Source organism: uncultured Butyricimonas sp., assembly GCF_959596855.1.
GTDB lineage: Bacteria > Bacteroidota > Bacteroidia > Bacteroidales > Marinifilaceae > Butyricimonas > Butyricimonas muris.
On record NZ_CAUFYA010000024.1, the window covers coordinates 11,854 to 31,153 of the forward strand.

General features: G+C 39.4%; 17 protein-coding genes. 8 read left to right on the forward strand and 9 right to left on the reverse strand.

Annotation, left to right across the window (positions count from 1 at the left end):
* Positions 1-760: 760 nt before the first annotated feature.
* Genes Q5866_RS11420 through Q5866_RS11435 form a run of 4 tightly spaced genes read right to left on the reverse strand, consistent with a single transcriptional unit; the run spans position 761 to position 6,900 of the window.
* Positions 761-1,702: a hypothetical protein gene (locus tag Q5866_RS11420; RefSeq protein ID WP_303180325.1), complete on the reverse strand. Its 942-nt coding sequence runs from the start codon at positions 1,700-1,702 to the stop codon at positions 761-763.
* On the reverse strand, positions 1,699-4,956 hold the full coding sequence (locus tag Q5866_RS11425; RefSeq protein ID WP_303180326.1) for a hypothetical protein: 3,258 nt from the start codon (positions 4,954-4,956) through the stop codon (positions 1,699-1,701). The genes Q5866_RS11420 and Q5866_RS11425 overlap by 4 nt, the downstream gene beginning before the upstream one ends.
* Positions 4,931-5,608: a hypothetical protein gene (locus Q5866_RS11430; RefSeq protein WP_303180327.1), complete on the reverse strand. Its 678-nt coding sequence runs from the start codon at positions 5,606-5,608 to the stop codon at positions 4,931-4,933. The genes Q5866_RS11425 and Q5866_RS11430 overlap by 26 nt, the downstream gene beginning before the upstream one ends.
* On the reverse strand, positions 5,581-6,900 hold the full coding sequence (locus Q5866_RS11435) for a hypothetical protein (RefSeq protein ID WP_303180328.1): 1,320 nt from the start codon (positions 6,898-6,900) through the stop codon (positions 5,581-5,583). The genes Q5866_RS11430 and Q5866_RS11435 overlap by 28 nt, the downstream gene beginning before the upstream one ends.
* 1,250 nt (positions 6,901-8,150) lie before the next feature.
* On the opposite strand from Q5866_RS11435, the gene Q5866_RS11440 reads away from it, so the two are divergent.
* The 3 genes from Q5866_RS11440 (at position 8,151) to Q5866_RS11445 (ending at position 9,894) form a co-directional block, all read left to right on the forward strand.
* Positions 8,151-8,534, forward strand: a complete 384-nt coding sequence (locus Q5866_RS11440; RefSeq protein ID WP_368502032.1) for an ATP-binding protein — start codon at positions 8,151-8,153, stop codon at positions 8,532-8,534.
* A 41-nt stretch (positions 8,535-8,575) separates the two neighbouring features.
* The gene (locus Q5866_RS21075; protein WP_368502033.1) at positions 8,576-8,707 is read left to right on the forward strand and encodes a hypothetical protein; all 132 of its coding nucleotides are present in this window, start codon (positions 8,576-8,578) and stop codon (positions 8,705-8,707) included.
* A gap of 143 nt (positions 8,708-8,850) precedes the next feature.
* Positions 8,851-9,894 (forward strand): alcohol dehydrogenase, encoded by a 1,044-nt coding sequence (locus Q5866_RS11445; RefSeq protein ID WP_303180329.1) that lies wholly within the window; start codon positions 8,851-8,853, stop codon positions 9,892-9,894.
* Positions 9,895-10,121: 227 nt separating this feature from the next.
* Here the strand turns inward: Q5866_RS11445 and Q5866_RS11450 are convergent, their stop codons facing one another.
* Complete coding sequence (locus Q5866_RS11450; protein ID WP_303180330.1) at positions 10,122-11,273, reverse strand: bacteriophage abortive infection AbiH family protein; 1,152 nt, start codon at positions 11,271-11,273, stop codon at positions 10,122-10,124.
* Between the two features lie 256 nt (positions 11,274-11,529).
* Here Q5866_RS11450 and Q5866_RS21080 point away from each other — a divergent pair, with 256 nt between their 5' ends.
* The 3 genes from Q5866_RS21080 (at position 11,530) to Q5866_RS11460 (ending at position 14,603) form a co-directional block, all read left to right on the forward strand.
* Positions 11,530-11,610 (forward strand): Fic family protein, encoded by an 81-nt coding sequence (locus tag Q5866_RS21080; protein ID WP_366842434.1) that lies wholly within the window; start codon positions 11,530-11,532, stop codon positions 11,608-11,610.
* Positions 11,611-11,634: 24 nt separating this feature from the next.
* On the forward strand, positions 11,635-12,402 hold the full coding sequence (locus Q5866_RS11455) for a LuxR C-terminal-related transcriptional regulator (RefSeq protein WP_303180331.1): 768 nt from the start codon (positions 11,635-11,637) through the stop codon (positions 12,400-12,402).
* Positions 12,403-12,503: 101 nt separating this feature from the next.
* Positions 12,504-14,603, forward strand: a complete 2,100-nt coding sequence (locus tag Q5866_RS11460; RefSeq protein WP_303180333.1) for a UvrD-helicase domain-containing protein — start codon at positions 12,504-12,506, stop codon at positions 14,601-14,603.
* Here the strand turns inward: Q5866_RS11460 and Q5866_RS11465 are convergent.
* Positions 14,554-15,030 carry a YbaK/EbsC family protein gene (locus Q5866_RS11465; RefSeq protein ID WP_099290462.1) on the reverse strand — a complete coding sequence of 159 codons (477 nt, stop codon included), beginning with the start codon at positions 15,028-15,030 and terminating at the stop codon, positions 14,554-14,556. The genes Q5866_RS11460 and Q5866_RS11465 overlap by 50 nt on opposite strands.
* A gap of 90 nt (positions 15,031-15,120) precedes the next feature.
* Here Q5866_RS11465 and Q5866_RS11470 point away from each other — a divergent pair, with 90 nt between their 5' ends.
* Together Q5866_RS11470 and Q5866_RS11475 are read left to right on the forward strand one after the other, a co-directional pair.
* Entirely contained in the window at positions 15,121-15,891 is a 771-nt protein-coding gene (locus Q5866_RS11470) for an N-acetyltransferase (RefSeq protein WP_303180335.1), read from the forward strand.
* A gap of 260 nt (positions 15,892-16,151) precedes the next feature.
* On the forward strand, positions 16,152-17,447 hold the full coding sequence (locus Q5866_RS11475; protein ID WP_303180336.1) for an MATE family efflux transporter: 1,296 nt from the start codon (positions 16,152-16,154) through the stop codon (positions 17,445-17,447).
* Between the two features lie 120 nt (positions 17,448-17,567).
* On the opposite strand, the gene Q5866_RS11480 is transcribed toward Q5866_RS11475, so the two are convergent.
* The 3 genes from Q5866_RS11480 to Q5866_RS11490 all read right to left on the reverse strand — a co-directional run bounded on the left by Q5866_RS11480 (position 17,568) and on the right by Q5866_RS11490 (position 19,221).
* Positions 17,568-17,933 (reverse strand): VOC family protein, encoded by a 366-nt coding sequence (locus tag Q5866_RS11480; protein WP_303180337.1) that lies wholly within the window; start codon positions 17,931-17,933, stop codon positions 17,568-17,570.
* 94 nt (positions 17,934-18,027) lie between these two features.
* A complete protein-coding gene (locus tag Q5866_RS11485; RefSeq protein ID WP_303180339.1) occupies positions 18,028-18,831 on the reverse strand; it encodes a helix-turn-helix domain-containing protein in 804 nt (267 codons plus the stop codon).
* 78 nt (positions 18,832-18,909) lie between these two features.
* Positions 18,910-19,221 carry a hypothetical protein gene (locus Q5866_RS11490; RefSeq protein ID WP_186978626.1) on the reverse strand — a complete coding sequence of 104 codons (312 nt, stop codon included), beginning with the start codon at positions 19,219-19,221 and terminating at the stop codon, positions 18,910-18,912.
* Between the last annotated feature and the right edge of the window lie 79 nt (positions 19,222-19,300).

Below are 19,300 nucleotides of genomic sequence, written 5' to 3' on the forward strand. Positions count from 1 at the left end.
AATAAATAAACAAACACATTCACACTATCTAGCAGGATATCAAAAATTCAACTATTCTCTCATAAATACAAATCCAACAACATGCCTATTTTACAAGATACGTCAAAGATTAAAATCAAGCCAGAAAAGTCTTATTAATATTGAATAGCCTGTATTCATCTCTTGTTTAGCTACATATAAATCAATATTTAGCTCTCGAAAAACGCTTCAAAAGAACCTCTTCTCTTCAATTAAAACAAACAACATCCAATAATGAGTTCATTGTCATTCATAAATAAAATCTGGGAATTTTTACAGTAACCTATAGAGAACCCACCGTAATTCTACCCCAATAATACTATAGTCATACCCAACTTTCAGGCTTCCTCCATTTATCTTGTGGAGCTCCTATTATTTCCCATATAGAAATCCCGGAGTAAAACGATTCATACGCCGCATACAGGTTATGTCTTCCCTAAAACTTCGGTAGGACTACTATAGGATTTCAGTAGTGAAAATAAGGCATTTCAAAAATTTTACTTTTTTAAAAGAGCAGAACAGTCAATTCCTTCACTAATTACATTGACTATTTCAGAAATTCTTTTAACCAATCCATTTTCAGCAGCGGATTTTTTTCATGAGTTCTTCCGTGATAATTTAAACCCACAAGTGTAATATTCTCAATACACATTTTATGATCATATGGATTTCACAGATTGCAATAGTATCATAACTCTTAACAAAATCTTCACCTAATTCCATATAAGATCTTTTATTAAAACTATTCAATTAAAAGCATTTCAAGCAAATTATTTGACTCCTCTTCAATCCACTGATCCTTTGTTATCAGTTGGTTAATCAGGTCTATTTCTTTTGGTGTAAAATAACTTGGCTCTAACCCTGAAAAAGTTATTGAATGATTCCATTTACTATTATGATGTGGCGAATCAACAGGCAACCTGTTTTGAATATTGGAAGGATAAAGTAAAATGACCTCTTTCCCTTTTAATTTTAACATATCCTTTATCCGACAATAAATCTTTAAACCATCATAATCCCAATCACAGGAATAATATAAGGGCTTGCAGAATTTCTTTGGACTAATATATTGTATATTCGAGGTATTATTTCCTCCAACATACCAGAGTTCTATGTTGTGTTGACGAGCAATATTTGGAGTTTTTAGGAAATCAAGATTCTCGCAAAGCACTAAAAATTCAGGATTTAGACAATCAACTACAAATCTCCATTGTAGTACTTTCGGGTCTTCCGATGGGAAGTTTTCAATATTCAGTATTTTGAGAACCATCTTCTCTAATCCCGGACGATTTTCTAAATACTTAGACCCTCCATATTTGAATACTTCACCGGAAAACGTACGGCGAGTAGTTAATGATTTTCTCGCCTCTTCTCGCTGGTCTGCAATAAGCATTAAAGTTTGGATATCTCTTATCGTACATGTTTTTCGTCCATCTGCTTCTGGATCAATAGAAAGAAGAAAGTCTTCGTATTGCTGGAAATCTTGCAGAAAATTTCTCTCATAATAATTCTTGTATCCGTCAAAAGCCACAAAATAGTTGCTGTTACCATGTTGGTAACCGATAAGTTTCCGGCTAAGAAGATACTTTATTTGACTGTCGGATTTATTTCCTGCTGGAATTTTCTTTTGTATATATAATGTATTCATGGCTTTCAAAATCCGCCATGTTAAATTGCTTTTCATCCCTCAATTACTTCCTTTAGGTTGTCTTTAATATCTGTTCTACTACGAATTACCATTGGCGTATAGTTAATGTTTACATCAACATCCGAATTCCGGTGAAGAATATAGATAAATTGCTCATCATAGCGTCCCAGCGGATTAATGGCAAATGTTACAATTTGATAATCATATTCTTGAGCTATTTCGTATAACACATCAAAATTACTCCCCAACCCTTCGGCTTCATCAATGGGCATAAAACGAATTCCAATATCCTTGTTATAATCTTTGCTACCAACAATAGATAACCGTGCAATACACAGCAATGCAATAGCCGCATAAGTTTGTCCTGTACTTCCTTTATTTGACTTTCCACTTGAATCTTGCATCTCAAGACTCAGCTCCATATAAGAATTGGGGTTTAATAAATCATCGATAGTTACATCATTATTTCGATTGTCTGTCAATTCTTTGAATGCTTCTAGAATTTTTTCGTCGATTGATACAACTGAGGATAATTTATCGGCAATTGATATTTCAAATAAATTAAGTTGTTCTCCTGCTCTTCTCTTAAAAGCAGATAACCAATTTATAGGAAATTCTTTGACGGAATTCTTAACCAAGTTAAGTTTGTAATTTCCGCTGATTCGCTTTTTTCCTCCATTAAAGAAACGATTTATTTTACGTACAATATCTTCTTGTATACTGACAGCAGAATATACATCATCCAGTAAGTCTTCTATTTTCCGTATTTTTTTAGAATTTAAATCTCTATTTTTATCGTTAATTTGTTTTAGGTGCGTTTCTATTTTATTAATAACTTCTTCTTCGATTACCTTTTCGTGTCCAAAAATATTCGGGAGCAAATGGGCAACTAAGTCTACAAAATCTTTGCTTTCACCTTCGAACAGATGCGATTCACTCGCAATAAAGTCATTAACGATTCCCTCAAATTGAGCATCATAAGCACTCTTAGCTTTAATATACGTTTCTTTTTCTTGCTGAATTTGTTCCTGTGTTATTGAGTTCATGTTTTCTTCATCGGCAGGCAACTCCTGATAAAGAGATTTATAGGTTTCTTCTTCATATTGTAACTTAACTGCAAGTTCATCAAACGTCAATTTGTCATTTCTAAGAGATTCAATTAAATCTATACTTTTTTTCTGAATATCAAATTCTGTTGCGAAAGAATCGACTTTATCATCACTATCATAATAAAAGTTCAAATCGTAACTATACGACTGATTGATTGCAAACTGTTGAGCAATATCTGATAGTAACGTACCATCGTTTTGAATGCTACATAACAATTCTTCAGCTTTCTTGATTTTTATTGGTAACTTTTCCAGAATCGACTTACCTTCATTTTGTGCATCAACAGCCTCTTTATATTTTTGTTGAGCTTGTTTGTATTCCCTTTCAATGATATCTTTTCGTTTCAAACAATCCAAGTAAGATTGAAATCTTTCCATACTTATTTCTAGCAACTTTACTTCTTCATAATTTGCTAATTCATCTTTTTTCTGATATACCTCAATAGCTCTGGCTGCATTGGTTAGCTCTAATAAAATATCGTTTAGACAATAAAGTTGCTTCCGTTCATCTAGTAGTTGCTTCTTTTGTTGTTCAATATTTTGCGATTGTAATTCAAAATATTTATTTATTACATTAGGGTCAATCGTATTAAATCGCTGTTCGGAAACATATTCAACATATTCCCAAATTCCATTCAAGTCAATCCAGAATCCATTCTTTTTTTCTTCAACTTTAAGTCCGTTAAATAAAACAGAAGGTAAAGGCAAGTAACGTTCTCGCTTTATCGGATTTTCCGGCTGCTTACGTTTTAATGTTTGAAAATGCAGCACTAAACTTTCCTCTATTTTCGTCAACGGACGATGGAGTGAAATAGCCCATCGCACCAACGAATCAGGGTTATTGATATCAATATATTCTGACAAAAATTCAAGATTTTCCAAACTTGACTTTATTTCATTTATTCGCATTGTAAAATACTCATTACCACTTTTCATTCCTTTCATCCATTCAGATTTTTCAAAAAATGATTGTACATTGTTATCTAATAGTTTTGATGTAAATTCTTGAAGAATGGAATTCCGCTCTTTCATTTTCTGATAATCCTCATAAACTGTTTCAATCGCTTTTTCATCAATTTTTAAATCATCAATCAATTTTCGTGCATCACCCAATGTCGTATATAGCTGCTTAGCAGAAAATTGAGCATCTGACGTTCTTTGCACATCTTCATCAAGACTATTCTTTATTTTTCGTACTTGAATGATATCCTTCGTTGCAGCATTTATCAGCTGTTGTAAGCAATAAGAAGCTATTAGGATTTTTTCTGAATTTGCTGATATCTTACCTGATAAATGTTTATACTCTCCACGATGGAACAACAATTCTAATGTAAGATATTCTTGTCTCTTGCTATTTTTAGTTTCTAACAACAATTTTAAAGAACATATCCGTTGATATTTTCTTGTCAGTAAGTTAATGGCATCCAAATTTTGCCCGTAAGAAAGAATTGTTGCCTCAAGGTCTTTGACTATTTGAACATATTTATTGTATAATTCTTTTCCTTTTTCTTGCCCAAATAAAAAATCCAAAAGACTGTTACTTTCTTTTGTATTTAAAGTTTTTCCCCGAGAAAAAGACTGAATAATTTTTGCGTAATCACTCAATAACTTATCATTAGCAGATAAATCCAAAGGAAGGATATTGTTATCGAACAAAATACGATGATATGCACTAATCCGTTCCCATCTTTTGAATATCAATTGTTTTTCCTCCATAACTTCTGTCAATTCATCCAAATCAAAAATCATATTATCATTTTTGAAATCAGACGCTTTCAGCGGAATGTGCATTGGAAACAATTTTCCGTTTTCAATTTCTGTACTCGTTTGTATAATAAATGGCTTTGTATATTTGCTGGTACTTTCAAAATAGACTCCAATAACAACAAACTGTTCACTAGCGATTTCAATATTCAAGAATGCATAGCCTATATTGGTTCCTTTTCCAGGAGTAGTTAAAACTAATCCATCCGGGTCGCGCCTTTCTTTCAACGTCGCTGTTGCCGATTTGAAAGCTGTAGAACCGACAAATATCAATTGAAGTAAATCAGCAATAATACTTTTGCCTGAAGCACTATCTCCCATGAAATCAGTTCGTGTTGGATGAAACTCATAATCGTTTTCTTGATGGTGAATAAGACCTATAGTAGATAAGCTATGAATTCGTGGGTAATTTTTCATCTTGACTTTCTTTTAATATTTCGTCGATATTGTTGATATATGGAGCAAACTCACGTGTAAGCCTATGAAATGATGGTAATATCTCAAAGTTGTCACCATCCATTTCAATCCATTTTATTTTACTGAATTCATCAAAGGCATTTTTGATACAAGCATCTATTTTCTCATCATTAAATTGTGTTGCCTTTTCCTTCTTTGCTTTAGCCAATGTTTTTATTATACCGGGCTTCAAATCGGGATAATCAATCTTTATTATCCGTTGGAACTTACTCAACGAGTTAAGCTCAATATTGCAATCAATATAGTAAACCTTGTATAGAAGTAAACCGACAATAATATTTTCTTTTGACATGAGATGCTTATGGTTTGTCGGAATCCTATTCTTCAAATCAGGACAAAATTTGAGGTAATAATATGTTTCGGAATCACTACCTCCGTGTTCAAGTTCAAGTCCCCAAAATTCACGGTAATATTGCTCCAATGTCGGATAAAACCGTCGAAGATATAAATACAATTCTTTCTGTTTCCCATAATCCTGAATGTGCACTCCGTCTTTTAATGCAAAATCAAGCGAAGCAAAAAGTTCTTTGCCTTGTTTGCAATCCAAAAAAACATATGGATTCTTTATTTCTGTTTCATCCAAATATCCCATATCGTATATTTATATTTTTCTTCCTGAATCATTTTTCCCGGATTAATCATAACCTGCCAACCGTTGTGCCTATCATAATATTCTATTGCCTGATATATAATACTGACAGCCAATTGCAAATCTTCATTATGAAGTTCCAGTATCTTGAAAAAAATATCAGACAGATGGTATTCTTTGACATACCGGGATTCCCGTTTTATCTTTTCTAACCATTGATTAATATGGCTTTGCCTAACCAGCATCATGTTACTTTGTTGATATGCGGCAGCTTCCTTTATTGGGTCATTGATATATGAAGGTGATAGATTCCGTTTCCCGGTAAAGAGTTCATCTCGTCTTTCAATTATTACAAAATTCGAAGGAGAAAAACGGGTAACAAAACTTTCATTCACAATAGGAAATATTAATTCTCCAAGAACGACCTGACTTTTATCTAGTAAATGAGTTAGAAATTTTTCGACTTTTGTATCAAATAAATGGCGATTCAATGAACCAAAAAATTGTTGTATTTTAGGTTGTATTTTATCAATGCGGGAATCAACCATATTAAGCAAAGTCCTGACGCTTTCAAAGTAATTGATTACATCGGATACTTTGTCATCGATTTCAGCATTTTCTCTTGCCGGATGTACCATTAAAATTGACTTTATGCGGTCTATTTCACGAAATGCACCACGTAACTCCCCGTTTTGCTTACGTATTTCATCCAGTTTACTTTCAATATCTCGCAAAGCGACAACTAAAGAATTATTATTGTTCAGTTTGGCCTTTTCACTTAGTTCTGCAACTGACTTATCAATTTGTTGATTTAAATAATCTATCTGTTCTTTTAAGTACAATTTGGCTTTATCAAAATATGCTTCCAGCCAAATTGTCAAGTCTTTTTCCTCTGTGATATCTTTTAGATTTTCATACAAGTTCGCACAAGTAATTTCAATTACGGTAGGATTAAATCTGTTTGATAGCATCTTAAATACTTTGTCGCATAGGTAAGATGCATATTCTTTAAACGTATAAGTTTGGTTTTCCTCATCATACAACAGAAAAAATTCCTGCAAAGCCATGATTTGAGAATTATAATATTTCCATTCTTGCCGTTCTCTTTTTTCCTTGTTTATAGTACTTGCTTCATCAAATGCCTTCCGAATATCTTTTTCTTTAAATACTCCTTTGTCAAAATACCCGTTTCTCACTCTCTCATACAACCATATAATAGCCAATCCTTGCTCTTTTTTGGGAAAAAACAATTCATAAGTATTATCTATTGCAATATAATCAAAAATTGATAGCATAAACTTTTTACTTTATGCCACCAAAGTTACAATTTTTATTAATATTTACGCTAAACTACCAATGATAAATACAAAAACTTTATGTTTCATCAAATGATTAAAATATAAAGTGGATAATTGACTTAGTTATTCTCGTAATCTTTCGCCTCCACAAGTAAATGGGAAACAATAACAGCGAAATAACTAGGAAAGCATGAGAAATAACTTATGGAACATTAATAATATTTATAACAACTCCTTAGTGATAATACACACTCTCGCATAATTGATTATACATCCGTTTTATCTAACATATTTTAGGAGCAGTGAAGTTATGAAAGTATATAGTTTTCCCAACGCATAATATATCTTAGTACTACCAAGCAAGTAGTATGTATTTCCATGTAGTAAATCATTTTGATACTCTATCATAACAATATCCTCCAGTGTTATCTCAACACCCAATTATTCAAATGATTTAATCAGTTTTTCCGTATTACTTAATTGCTTCATATTCTTTATTGCTCATTCAATTCAGACAATCATTTTCTAAGTCTCAGGATATATCATTTATTACTTTTTGTTTATACACCACATCTTTGTATTTATTGATACTCATACCATAATTAATTAGAACAAATTTCTTCTGATTGCAATACTTACACTCTTTGTCATACGCCCAATATATCATACAATATATAAAATCGTCATTCTTATTTATTTTATGATAGGTTGACCAATATATTATTTCAAGATTATTGGCATAAAACGAGTATTCACATATTTTCCCATTATCCTCAGCATCCATTTTATCTTTGTGTAAACAGGAAAAACAGATAATCATATAGTTGTTTTCCTCTACATTTCATTTCTATAATGCACTATATTTGCAGCATAATAGAAACAAAATAAAGACATAACCTTCCTAAGATTTAATATACCACAAGATTTTCTGAATGAAGTTTTCTCCTTATCGTAAATTTATAGTATTTTTGAATAACAAATTCATCCTTGAACGAGAAATCTTATGCACCCAATTGGCATCACTAAAGAAGAAATACAGACAAGGCAATACCAGTAGACGATATTAATAATTCATTAAAATTAGAATATGCTCACCAAACAAGAAATACTTCAACTCCTAAACGACACAGAATGTCATAGAGTAGAGCGAACAATATCCAAGAACGATATGGATAAGTTCTGTCAGGCGATATGTGCTTTTTCCAATGACCTTTCAGGTGACGGAAAGAATGGTTACTTGATGATTGGTGCATACGACAATTCAATTTTATGAATATGACGATCGTATTGAAATACAAAATCCGGGAGGACTATATGGTAAAGTTAGCCCAATAAACTTTCCCAATGTAAGTGATTATAGAAACCCGTTCATTGCAGAAGCGATGAAGGTATTGGGGTACGTCAATCGCTTTAGTAGAGGAGTATATAGGGTTCAAAAAGAATTACAGGAAAATGGTTATGGAGAAGCAATATTTGATTTCTCTCTCCATACTGCTTTTAGGGTAGTTGAAAATGTATCGAAAAAATACTTTGAGGAAGGCTTTGGAACAGACACTCAAAAAACATCCAGAAAACATCCAGAAAACATCCAGAAAACATCCAGAAAAATAAAACAACCCAACAACAAATAATTGATGCAATCAAAGCAAATCCAACTATTACAAGAAAGGAATTGATTTACCTGTTAAACAGTACCGAGGGAAGTATAAAACACCACTTATCACAACTAACCAAAAAGGGCATAATTAAAAGAGAAGGCTCCGACCGAACGGGTAAATGGGTCGTGACTGAATATCAGCAATAATAGCTATTAACTCAAAAACTAACACCTTTTTCTTCTAATTCAGTACTCTAAAATCTCTCCTTCGAGATTAAAAAACTATATTTGAAACCTGAAAGAAAAATGCTTCTTATCAATTTTAATATCAAAGTATATATTACGATTAAATGTTAGCATACACATACATAAGCAAAGGGAACTTCAGATTCCAAGAGAAGCCGATACCTCAAATAAAAGATTCACGAGATGCTATCGTGCGTGTCACGCTTGGAAGTATTTGCACGAGTGATTTACACATCAAACACGGTAGTGTACCTCGTGCCGTACCGGGCATTACCGTTGGGCATGAAATGGTGGGTGTTGTAGAACAAACGGGAGCCGACGTTACTACCGTGAACCCCGGGGACAGAGTGGTCGTGAACGTGGAAACCTTCTGTGGAGAGTGTTTTTTCTGCAAAAAGGGATTCGTGAACAACTGTACCGACCCCAATGGCGGTTGGGCTTTGGGGTGCCGCATTGACGGCGGACAGGCTGAATACATTCGTGTTCCCTATGCTGACAGCGGACTCAACCGCATTCCCGATGCGGTAAGCGATGAACAGGCTCTTTTCGTGGGCGACGTGCTTGCCACCGGATTTTGGGCTACACGTATTTCGGAAATCACGGAAGACGATACCGTACTTGTCATTGGAGCCGGACCCACCGGAATATGTACCCTGCTTTGCGTGATGCTGAAGAAGCCAAAAAGAATTATTGTTTGCGAAAAGTCCCCGGAAAGGATTCAATTTATTTGGGAACACTATCCCGATGTACTGGTGACCGAACCGGAAAGATGCAAAGAATTCGTGCTTCAGCACAGTGACCACGGAGGGGCTGATGTCGTGTTGGAAGTAGCCGGAAGCGATGACACCTTCCGTATGGCATGGGAATACGCCCGCCCCAACGCCATCGTAACCGTGGTTGCTCTTTACGACAAACCGCAACTTCTACCTTTACCCGACATGTACGGTAAAAACCTTACTTTCAAGACCGGGGGCGTGGATGGTTGCGATTGCGCCGAGATTCTTCACTTGATAGAAGAAGGCAAGATTGATACCACCCCACTCGTCACACATCGGTTCCCCTTAAACAAAATAGAAGAAGCATATCGTGTTTTCGAGAATAAACTGGATGGTGTGATAAAAGTAGCGATAACAGGGAAAGAAAGTTGAAATTAAAAAGAGGATAGATTTTCACCTATCCTCATAACCATTCACAAGCAGTTTTCGAATGCCTGACGCACCTACCAACAACTCTGGTTTTCACAAAGAAGTCCCACAAAAGTAGAACTTCAAATACGCCTATACAGTAGAATCTCATCCAAAAGATGCAATTAACAAGTCACGTACCACCCAATCGTATTGGGGTTCATGGGATACGCGAATAGGCGCAAGACCAGTTAACGTTTTAAAACCGACATACTGAACAACTGGTCATTTTCCGCTTCGGGTATTTTCAGTTGTCGGCAAAATCTTTTAATTCTACATTTATCAGCATCAGTATGATAGCTAAATTTCCATTTCAAATCTTCCGGAGCAACCACATGGTCAAGAATAGCCCTAAAATAAGGTAAATCCACGTCGCCCAGAGAATGTCCAAGTACCGTTATCTCCTGCAATTCCCGCAATGACTTGAAAAATTCCAGATTCCGGTCTATAATCTCTCCGCATCGTTTCACGTTTTCTTTATAATAATCCTCCAAACGCTTTTCAATCAAATCTGCGGCATAATACCTGACAGGCAACCGCCATCTACCTTTTGCTTCATCTTCCGCAAAGAATGTCAAATACACCAACTTATCATTAGCGAAATACCTCCCGTTTTTCCCTTTCAAATTAGGACGATACCTTCTTTTGTTTCTATTTTTATGAATCCACTCGTCAAAAACCGCCTCAGCATTCTCCGCACGATGTCCCAGCACCAACTTTCCAAACTTTTGTCTTCGCTCTCCATGTATATACACAATTTGCTCCCGAGGAATACCATATTCAGTTTCAAGAAAAAGTGTATAATTGAAGTTCAAAAAAGCCGCATTTCCATCAAGTTGTAGCATTTTCTTCCTAAACCCTTTCTCGTAATGCACGGTATTAATCCAGCGATGGAAATGATACTGCATCTCGACAGAACACTCCTTTACAATATCGCTTACCCGCCCTATTAGTGCATCGAAATTCGCGTAAAAGCCACCTTCTTCCTCGTCCAACTCAGATAAATCCTCATCCACGAAGTCAAATACCCGTTCCCGATTCAACTCGCCGAGGTATCTCTCGAAATCATTCCACAAACATTTACAAGCCCACGTATTCCTCGGCGCGGGCAAAGCACGCCCGTATTGCAGGCAAAGCAAGTAGTCTTTTATCGACTTAAAATTATTCATCATCGACCTTGGTCCGAAAAAGAGTTCAAACATCTTTAGCGCAAAGTCATCATGCCTGATTAAATACCCCCTGAAATCCCAATAAGTGGATTTCGCCCCGTGGTATCGATCAAATCCATTTCCTATCACGTAAAGATGTCTGACAGGTTCTCCGTTAATCAAGTTCTCAAGCATAAAGACAAATATATTAAAACAAATTCAACTATTATAATGTTATCTTATAAAGTATTCGTTTTAGCAGATTCTTGTTCCTATTTTCTCTATACAGCATATAATTCAAAGATTTTTACGTAAATTTGTCTGTCATTCAATCATAACACAAAACTGTTCTATAAAACATGACTTCTGAAACAAACCGTATAGATTACCCCGCAAGTTACCCGCAAGTTACCCCGCAAGTCAAGGAACTTATTAAAATATTGGATGGGAAATGACAATCCCCAACAAACCCAACAGTAAGTCACAAAAATACCGTTTGACGCCAGTAGGCAAGCTATTAAAAGAATTGTAATATAAATCATTAAACAAAGTCATCATGAAATCAACCAACATCACCCGGGAAGAAATGTGGGCAAGGCAATGCCTTGCGGCAGAGGATATTGATTATGCCGTGTGGGAGCGGGATAAGGCGATGTTGCACCAAATGGAGAGAATCAGCCGAAGTTGTTCGTTCGTGGTGGATGTTTATAAAGGCAAATATGTATACGCTTCCTCGAATTTCACGGATTTATTAGGGTATGATAGTCGTAAAATCTGTACACTGGAAAGGCAGGGAGATTACTTGGAATCCCGGTTCCACCCGGATGATTTCCCTCAATTGGAAAAATTACAAATAAAACTAAGCCGGTTTATTTATAGCCTACCTCCCGAACAGCGGAATGACTATTGCAATATTTACAGTTTCCGGGTACGCAATGCCAAAGGACAATATACACGGGTAATCAGCAGACAACAGGTACTGGAACGTGAACGCACGGGAAAAGCGTGGTTGATCGTGGGGAATATGGATATCGCCCCCAACCAGAAAAAGCACGAACAAGTGGACTGCACGGTGCTCAATCTTAAAAACGGGGAGATATTTTCTCCGACTCTATTATCCCTGCCGCGAATTGACTTGACCGAGCGGGAAATAGAAATATTACACTTGATACAGAGAGGATTTCTGAGCAAGGAGATCGCTTACCAACTCGGCATCAGCATCCACACGGTGAATATTCACCGCCAGAATCTGCTTCGCAAACTAGGCGTGCAAAATTCTATCGAAGCAATCAATAAAGGATTGGATTTAGGGCTTTTAAAATAATTGCTATAAAAGATAGCTATAAATAACTATTTACCGCCTCATCCTGTTGAATTAACTTTGTACCTCTTTTCGTGCATTTTTATTTAACTAAGGAGAGGTATATGGTTTTCAACAAAACAGAAGAACAGGAAAAAGAGTATTTACGCCAGCTCATCGGTATCATCAACGATACAATAAACAACACGGACAAGTCGGTAAAGGAACACGTGGACACGTTGCAGGAGTACAAGGATTACATCTGGTCGAATAAAGACATCGATCCTCACGAGATACGTTCCATGCGGGAGAGTATTCTGCGGCATTTCGCGTCGGGTGAAAGCGTGATTGACAAGCGTCGGCGGCTAGGGAAGATTCTGGAAATTCCCTATTTCGGGCGGATAGATTTCAAAGAGAAAAAAGAGGGAAGCGAAACCATGCCCCTCTACATCGGGATACACACGTTCTATGATCCCAATCAAAAAATGAACTTGATTTATGACTGGCGGGCGCCCGTTTCGAGTATGTTTTACGATCACGAATTGGGGGAAGCGGCTTATTCTTCCCCGGCAGGAGAGATTAACGGGGAGATTTCGCTCAAACGGCAATACCGCATCCGGAACGGGAAGATGGAGTACATGCTCGAAAGTTCCCTGACCGTCCATGATGATATATTGCAAAAAGAGCTGAGCGCCAATACCGACGACAAAATGAAAAACATCGTTACCACGATTCAGCGGGAACAGAACCGGATTATCCGGAACGAGGAAGCCCCGGTACTTATCATACAGGGAGTTGCGGGGTCAGGAAAAACGTCTATCGCGCTACATCGCATCGCCTACCTGCTCTACGCCCAGAAAGGGGATATCTCTTCCAAGGACATATTAATCGTTTCGCCCAACAAGGTTTTTGCCGACTACATCTCCAACGTGCTTCCGGAACTCGGCGAAGAAACCGTACCCGAAACCAGCATGGAGCAAATTCTATCGGGGATTCTCGACAATAAATATAAATACCGGAATTTCTTCGAGCAGGTGACGGAATTGCTCGACAAACCCGCTCCGGACTTTATCGAGCGGATACGGTACAAGGCTTCTTTCGAGTTTATCTCGCGACTGGACAAGTTCATCCTGCACGTGGAGAATACCTATTTCAAAGCGACAGACGTACAACTCACCCGACTCGTCACGATTCCGGCTGAATTTATAGAGGAGCAGTTCCGCCGCTTCAACCGGTACCCCATGCGCCAACGGTTCGAAACGATGACGGATTACATTCTGGACATGATGAAGGTCAAATACGGTTTCACTGTAACCACCGCAGAAAAGAACCTGCTGAAGAAGGAAATACAAAAGATGTTCACCGGGAATAACGACCTTCAAGTGTACAAGGATTTCTTCGAGTGGAGCGGGCAACCCGATATGTTCAAGACACGGAAAAATCACACGCTGGAATACGCCGATTTGGCACCCTTGGCATACCTGCATATGGCACTGGACGGGAATACCGCCCGACACCGGGTGAAGCATCTCCTGATCGACGAGATGCAGGATTATTCACCCGTGCAGTACAAAGTACTCCAAAAACTATATCCCTGCCGGAAAACCGTTCTCGGCGACGCCTGCCAATCGGTAAACCCTTACGGTTCGTCCACAGCCGACATGATCCGGAAAGCGTTCATCACGGGAGAAGTAATGAAATTATGCAAAAGTTACCGTTCGACTTTCGAGATTACCGATTTCGCTCAAAAGATTCTGACAAACGAGGAACTGGAACCCGTGATACGACATGGCGAACACCCCGCAATCCTCCATTTCAAGAACATGGAAGAAGAAATATCCGGTATCGCGAACATCCTGTCAACCTTCAAGACCTCGAACCACAAATCACTGGGAATCATCTGCAAGACCGAGGCACAAGCCATGGAAATGACGGAAAAACTTAAAGCGTACACCTCCAATATCTATTTCCTCTCCAACCGGAGTTCCGCTTTCGCGAAAGGCATCATCGTCACGTCAGCCCACATGGCGAAGGGGTTGGAATTTGACGAAGTCATCGTTCCGCGGGTAGACGATAAAAACTACTCCACCCCCATCGACAAGAGCATGCTTTACGTCGCCGTGACACGGGCGATGCACAAATTGACTCTCACGTATCACGGGAAGCCGAGCGGGTTTATTCCTCCCTCCACCCCTTGCACACGTCAATCCAAGCCGTGTAGTTAGAGCAATCTTCCAACTCCTTGATTGACAATTCGACGGCACTGTTACTTGTTCCCGCCGCCGGATAGACTATGTCAAAGCGCTTGAGGGACACATCCAGATAAACTTTCGTTCCCGGGGGAATGGCAAACGGGCATACTCCACCGGGGGCGTGCCCGATATACTGTTCCACGGACTCTCCCGGTATCATCTTTGCCTTGTGATGAAAATTCTCCTTGTATTTTTTATTATCCACCTTGGCATCCCCGGCGGTAACGATTAAAATGGCTTCCTCCCCTGCCAGAAAAGACATGGTTTTAGCTATCCGTTCCGGCTCACACCCCACGGCGACAGCCGCTTCCTCGACGGTGGCACTCGATTGAGCCAATACCATTACCCGTTGTCCCAAACCGAGGGTGTCGAAATATTGTTTTACTTTTTCTAGTGACATAAGCGAACCTCTTTATTTTGCACGACAAAGATAAAAAAGCCATTGCATTATAGTATCTTTGCCGATAACAAAATCACGAAATACAAACTTATGGAACCACGATTCATCACCCTAACCCAAAAGAACATTGCCCAAGAACACATCTGTTGTGCCTTTTCCGACAAGAAATGCAAGGACAGCTACGAGCTGAAAAAGGAATGGCTGAAGAGAGAATTTGACAACGGGTACGTGTTCCGGCGACTCGATGAACGAGCGAAGGTTTTTATAGAATACTGCCCCGCGGAGAAAGCATGGCTCCCGGTAGATGCTCCCGGTTACCTGATGATCAACTGCCTTTGGGTTGCCGGACAATACAAGGGCAAAGGATATGCCAAAGCGTTGCTGCAATCCGCCATTGACGACGCCACGGCACAAGGCAAAACGGGATTGGTGACCGTGGTCGGAACCAAGAAATTTCATTTCATGAGTGACGCGAAGTGGTTTTTACTACAAGGGTTCGAAACGGTCGAGAAAACCCCTTCGGGCTTCAGCCTTCTGGTGAAAAGATTGAAACCGGATGCGGCATTACCTAAATTCCACGCGAACGCGGTCAGTGGCGAATGTCCGGATAAAGAGGGACTGGTAGCCTATTACTCGAACCGTTGCCCGTTCACGGAATACCATATCCGAGAGTCTTTAACAGCAACAGCCCAAAGTAGAAACATTCCGTTGAAAATAATCAAACTGGAAACCATGGAGCAAGCCCAAGCCGCCCCGACTCCTGCCACGATTTTCAGTTTATTCTACAACGGCAAATTCGTCACGACAGATATCAGTGCCTGTATAGATAGCAGGTTTGATAAATTATCACTACATTTGTAACATGTAACATTGACAAAAGAATATTCATCCATTTATGAAACTCTGCATATAGCTACGCCCCGGGAATAGCACTTACCTAAAAAAAGCTATTCAGCACAAACGAACCATACCGGTTCGGTAGAGAGTTTTATTTTCAATTATTTACGAATTTCGAAATAAGATTTCGAGTTTATAAAACACCCGCGAGGTTCATTACTTTATGAACTTTACGAACCTTATAAACTTTTGACTCTACATATTTCGAACCATCGAATGAAGAGATGAATTATACTTATAAACAAATCTGGCTCATCAACTACCCGGTGATGATGAGCATATTAATGGAGCAATTAATTAATATCACCGACGCCCTTTTCCTCGGGCACGTGGGAGAAGTCGAACTGGGTGCGTCCGCTTTGGCGTGCGTTTATTACATGGCGATCTATATTCTGGGTTTCGGGTTCAGTCTCGGGTTGCAAGTCATGATCGCACGCAAGAACGGGGAACAGCAATATGAAAAGACAGGCAGGACATTCTTTCAAGGACTGTTTTTCCTCTGTGGATTGGCGGTGGCGTTAATCCTCGTTTCGTATTGGATAACCCCGCCCGTCATGCAATATTTTATCAGTTCACCCCAAATCTATCAAGCGGTCATAGATTACTTGAACTGGCGGTGCTTCGGGTTGCTTTTCTCCTTCCCATTTTTGGCATTCCGTTCTTTTTATGTCGGGATTACCAAAACCAAGGTATTGACACTGGTAGCGCTCACGGCTGTCATTATCAACATTCCATGCAATTACCTGTTTATCTTCGGGCTTGATTTAGGCATAGCGGGAGCGGCAATGGCATCCTCGTTCGCGGAAGCGGGTTCATTGCTTATCATTCTTATCTACACGCTACGCGTGACGGATAAAGTGAAATACGGATTACAAATGGTGTATGACGGCAAGCTATTAAAAGCGGTACTGCGATTGTCCGGATGGAGCATGATGCACTCGTTCTTCAGCACAGCCCCGTGGTTCCTGTTCTTTATCGCCATCGAGAGATTGGGTGAAGTGCAACTGGCGGTATCCAATATCACCAGAAGTGTTTCGACACTCTTTTTCGTGATTGTCAACTCGTTCGGCGCCACGACGGCTTCGCTCGTGAGTAACTTGATCGGCGAAGGGAAAGGGACTCAACTTTTTCCGCTCTGCCGCAAGATACTGAAACTGGGGTACGCCATCGGGTTGCCCTTGATTGTGCTTGCCCTGCTTTTCAGCCGGCAAATCATGGGATGCTACACCGACAACACGCGCTTGATTGAAATCGCGTCCACCCCGTTTATCGTCATGTTACTGAATTACCTGTTTGCCATACCCGGGTTCGTCTACATCAGTGCCTTGACCGGCACGGGAGATACCCGGACAGCATTCATCTTTCAAGTGACGACGATAATCGTTTACCTGATATACCTGTACGTGTTGAGCTATTGCTTCACGACACCGCTGGCGGTATACTTGACGGCTGAATACCTGTTTGTTGCCATGTTGGGAATACAATCCTACATCTACTTGAAAAGGAAACAAATATATTAGTCCATAAGGTTCATAAAGTCCGTAAGGTCTATAAAGTCCATTAAACTCTGCTCCAAGAACTCCCGTGACCTTATGGACTTTACTGACCTTATGGACCTTATAGACCTTACGGACTTTTAACTATTTCTCCTTGTACACCCCGAAGCGATTCCCCTCGCTATCCGTGCACACGGCGAAATATCCCCCGCATTCCGCCTCTATTCTGGTCTTCGGGATGACGACATCGCCGCCTTTTTTCCGAACCCTCCGGATGGCTTCCTCTATATTGTTGCAACGGAAGTGTACAAGCACTCCTCCCGCCGACGGTTTAAATTCGGGAGCCCAAGCGACGGCGCCGACAGTTTGTCCGTCCTCGATAAAGCACGCCATTTTCTCGTGCTCGCATTCAAAAACGGCGAGTTGCAGGTCAAATACGGTTTCATAGAAATCGACAGCCCGTTTGAAATCGACAGCCGGAATCTCGAAAAATGCAATTAAGTTTTTCATCTTGTTCTTTTTTATTGGTTACTACTATGCCTCTATAAAGACAAGGCAAAAATAAGAACACCGCCTCTCCCCGGATAGAAAAAAACGGACATCCTTACATATGGGAAAAATAATCGGAATAAGGTACGCAAATAGTCAAATATTCCGCCGGGGTGTACCCGGAAAAGAATTTAAACTCTTTGATCATGTGGGACTGATCCGAAAAACCGCAAGCGTACGCGACTTGAGCGAAGGGGGTAGCCCCGTCCTGTTGCAACATAAACAAAGCCCGCTGCATCCGCACGATACGTATAAACTCCTTGGGTGTCGTCCCCATGTAATCCATAAACACCCGACGGAATTGTTTATCTCCCAGACAAGCGACATCCGCCAAGCGAGGGATATCGACACTCGGGCAAACATTTATCTCGTGCAAGGCGGCAACAACACGTTTCAAGTTATATTCCGGGAACGTATACAGGCGGCGAATCAAAAAACGCTCGATCAACCGGATACACTCGTCCTGATCGGTCGTGTCCGTTACTCGCGTTGTCAATAACTTGAAATCCTTATCCTCCACGTCCTCCATAGCCACGCTCTGCCCGTGAAACAAGCGTACCGGGATATGGAGAAAGGCTTTGGCGGCATAAGGCTGGAATACAACCGTGAGCATCTCTATCCGCCCCGTCGAGAGGACATCCGAGAAGCCGAACGTGTGACCGCAAATCATCGCGCGAGGTTGTAATTTTCCTTCTTTCAATAAAAACAGGGATTCTCCTTTATGAAACACCAATTGCACACAACCGACAGGCAACACCCGTTCGGAAACAGGCAGTACCGCGTCCTCTTCCAAAATCCAATAATGCCTCACGTATCGAGCCAACTCCGGGGCGGGCTTTATCATTCTGAATGACTGCATACTACCGGTATATTCTTTTAAACAACATAACAAAGATAATGTTTTACGCGTTTGCTATATTGTAAAAAAGGGACATTTTCAGTCCCTTGATGTAATTTCTGCCAATAAAAGCGTTCGATCCGATTTCTCCTTCACGTTCACGATAATCTTGACTTGTTCAAAAAAACGCATAATCTTCTCGTCAATACCGGAAACGTAAATCATTTTAATTCCGCGGTCAACTAACCAAGAAACAAAATTATTAAAGTTACGGATCTTCACCTCGCTGTTTTTGATAGAAACAACTTTATCTTCCTCCGTGGTAATAGTTGAAACTCTGATTTCCTTCCTGCGGGTATTCTCGTCAAGATGGCAAAGTTGATCGTTTTCAAAAAACAAAGCTGTCTTCATAACTTTATTTTTAAGGGGTTATACATGGGTTACTGACAAAAACCGCACCACGAAACCCGTGTTATGAAAACATTAAGAA

Coding starts and splice junctions, on each gene's coding strand:
- Q5866_RS11420 (WP_303180325.1), bottom strand. CDS start 1,702: ATGAAAAGCAATTTAACATGGCGGATTTTGAAAGCCATGAATACATTA.
- Q5866_RS11425 (WP_303180326.1), bottom strand. CDS start 4,956: ATGAAAAATTACCCACGAATTCATAGCTTATCTACTATAGGTCTTATT.
- Q5866_RS11430 (WP_303180327.1), bottom strand. CDS start 5,608: ATGGGATATTTGGATGAAACAGAAATAAAGAATCCATATGTTTTTTTG.
- Q5866_RS11435 (WP_303180328.1), bottom strand. CDS start 6,900: ATGCTATCAATTTTTGATTATATTGCAATAGATAATACTTATGAATTG.
- Q5866_RS11445 (WP_303180329.1), top strand. CDS start 8,851: ATGTTAGCATACACATACATAAGCAAAGGGAACTTCAGATTCCAAGAG.
- Q5866_RS11450 (WP_303180330.1), bottom strand. CDS start 11,273: ATGCTTGAGAACTTGATTAACGGAGAACCTGTCAGACATCTTTACGTG.
- Q5866_RS21080 (WP_366842434.1), top strand. CDS start 11,530: ATGACAATCCCCAACAAACCCAACAGTAAGTCACAAAAATACCGTTTG.
- Q5866_RS11455 (WP_303180331.1), top strand. CDS start 11,635: ATGAAATCAACCAACATCACCCGGGAAGAAATGTGGGCAAGGCAATGC.
- Q5866_RS11460 (WP_303180333.1), top strand. CDS start 12,504: ATGGTTTTCAACAAAACAGAAGAACAGGAAAAAGAGTATTTACGCCAG.
- Q5866_RS11465 (WP_099290462.1), bottom strand. CDS start 15,030: ATGTCACTAGAAAAAGTAAAACAATATTTCGACACCCTCGGTTTGGGA.
- Q5866_RS11470 (WP_303180335.1), top strand. CDS start 15,121: ATGGAACCACGATTCATCACCCTAACCCAAAAGAACATTGCCCAAGAA.
- Q5866_RS11475 (WP_303180336.1), top strand. CDS start 16,152: ATGAATTATACTTATAAACAAATCTGGCTCATCAACTACCCGGTGATG.
- Q5866_RS11480 (WP_303180337.1), bottom strand. CDS start 17,933: ATGAAAAACTTAATTGCATTTTTCGAGATTCCGGCTGTCGATTTCAAA.
- Q5866_RS11485 (WP_303180339.1), bottom strand. CDS start 18,831: ATGCAGTCATTCAGAATGATAAAGCCCGCCCCGGAGTTGGCTCGATAC.
- Q5866_RS11490 (WP_186978626.1), bottom strand. CDS start 19,221: ATGAAGACAGCTTTGTTTTTTGAAAACGATCAACTTTGCCATCTTGAC.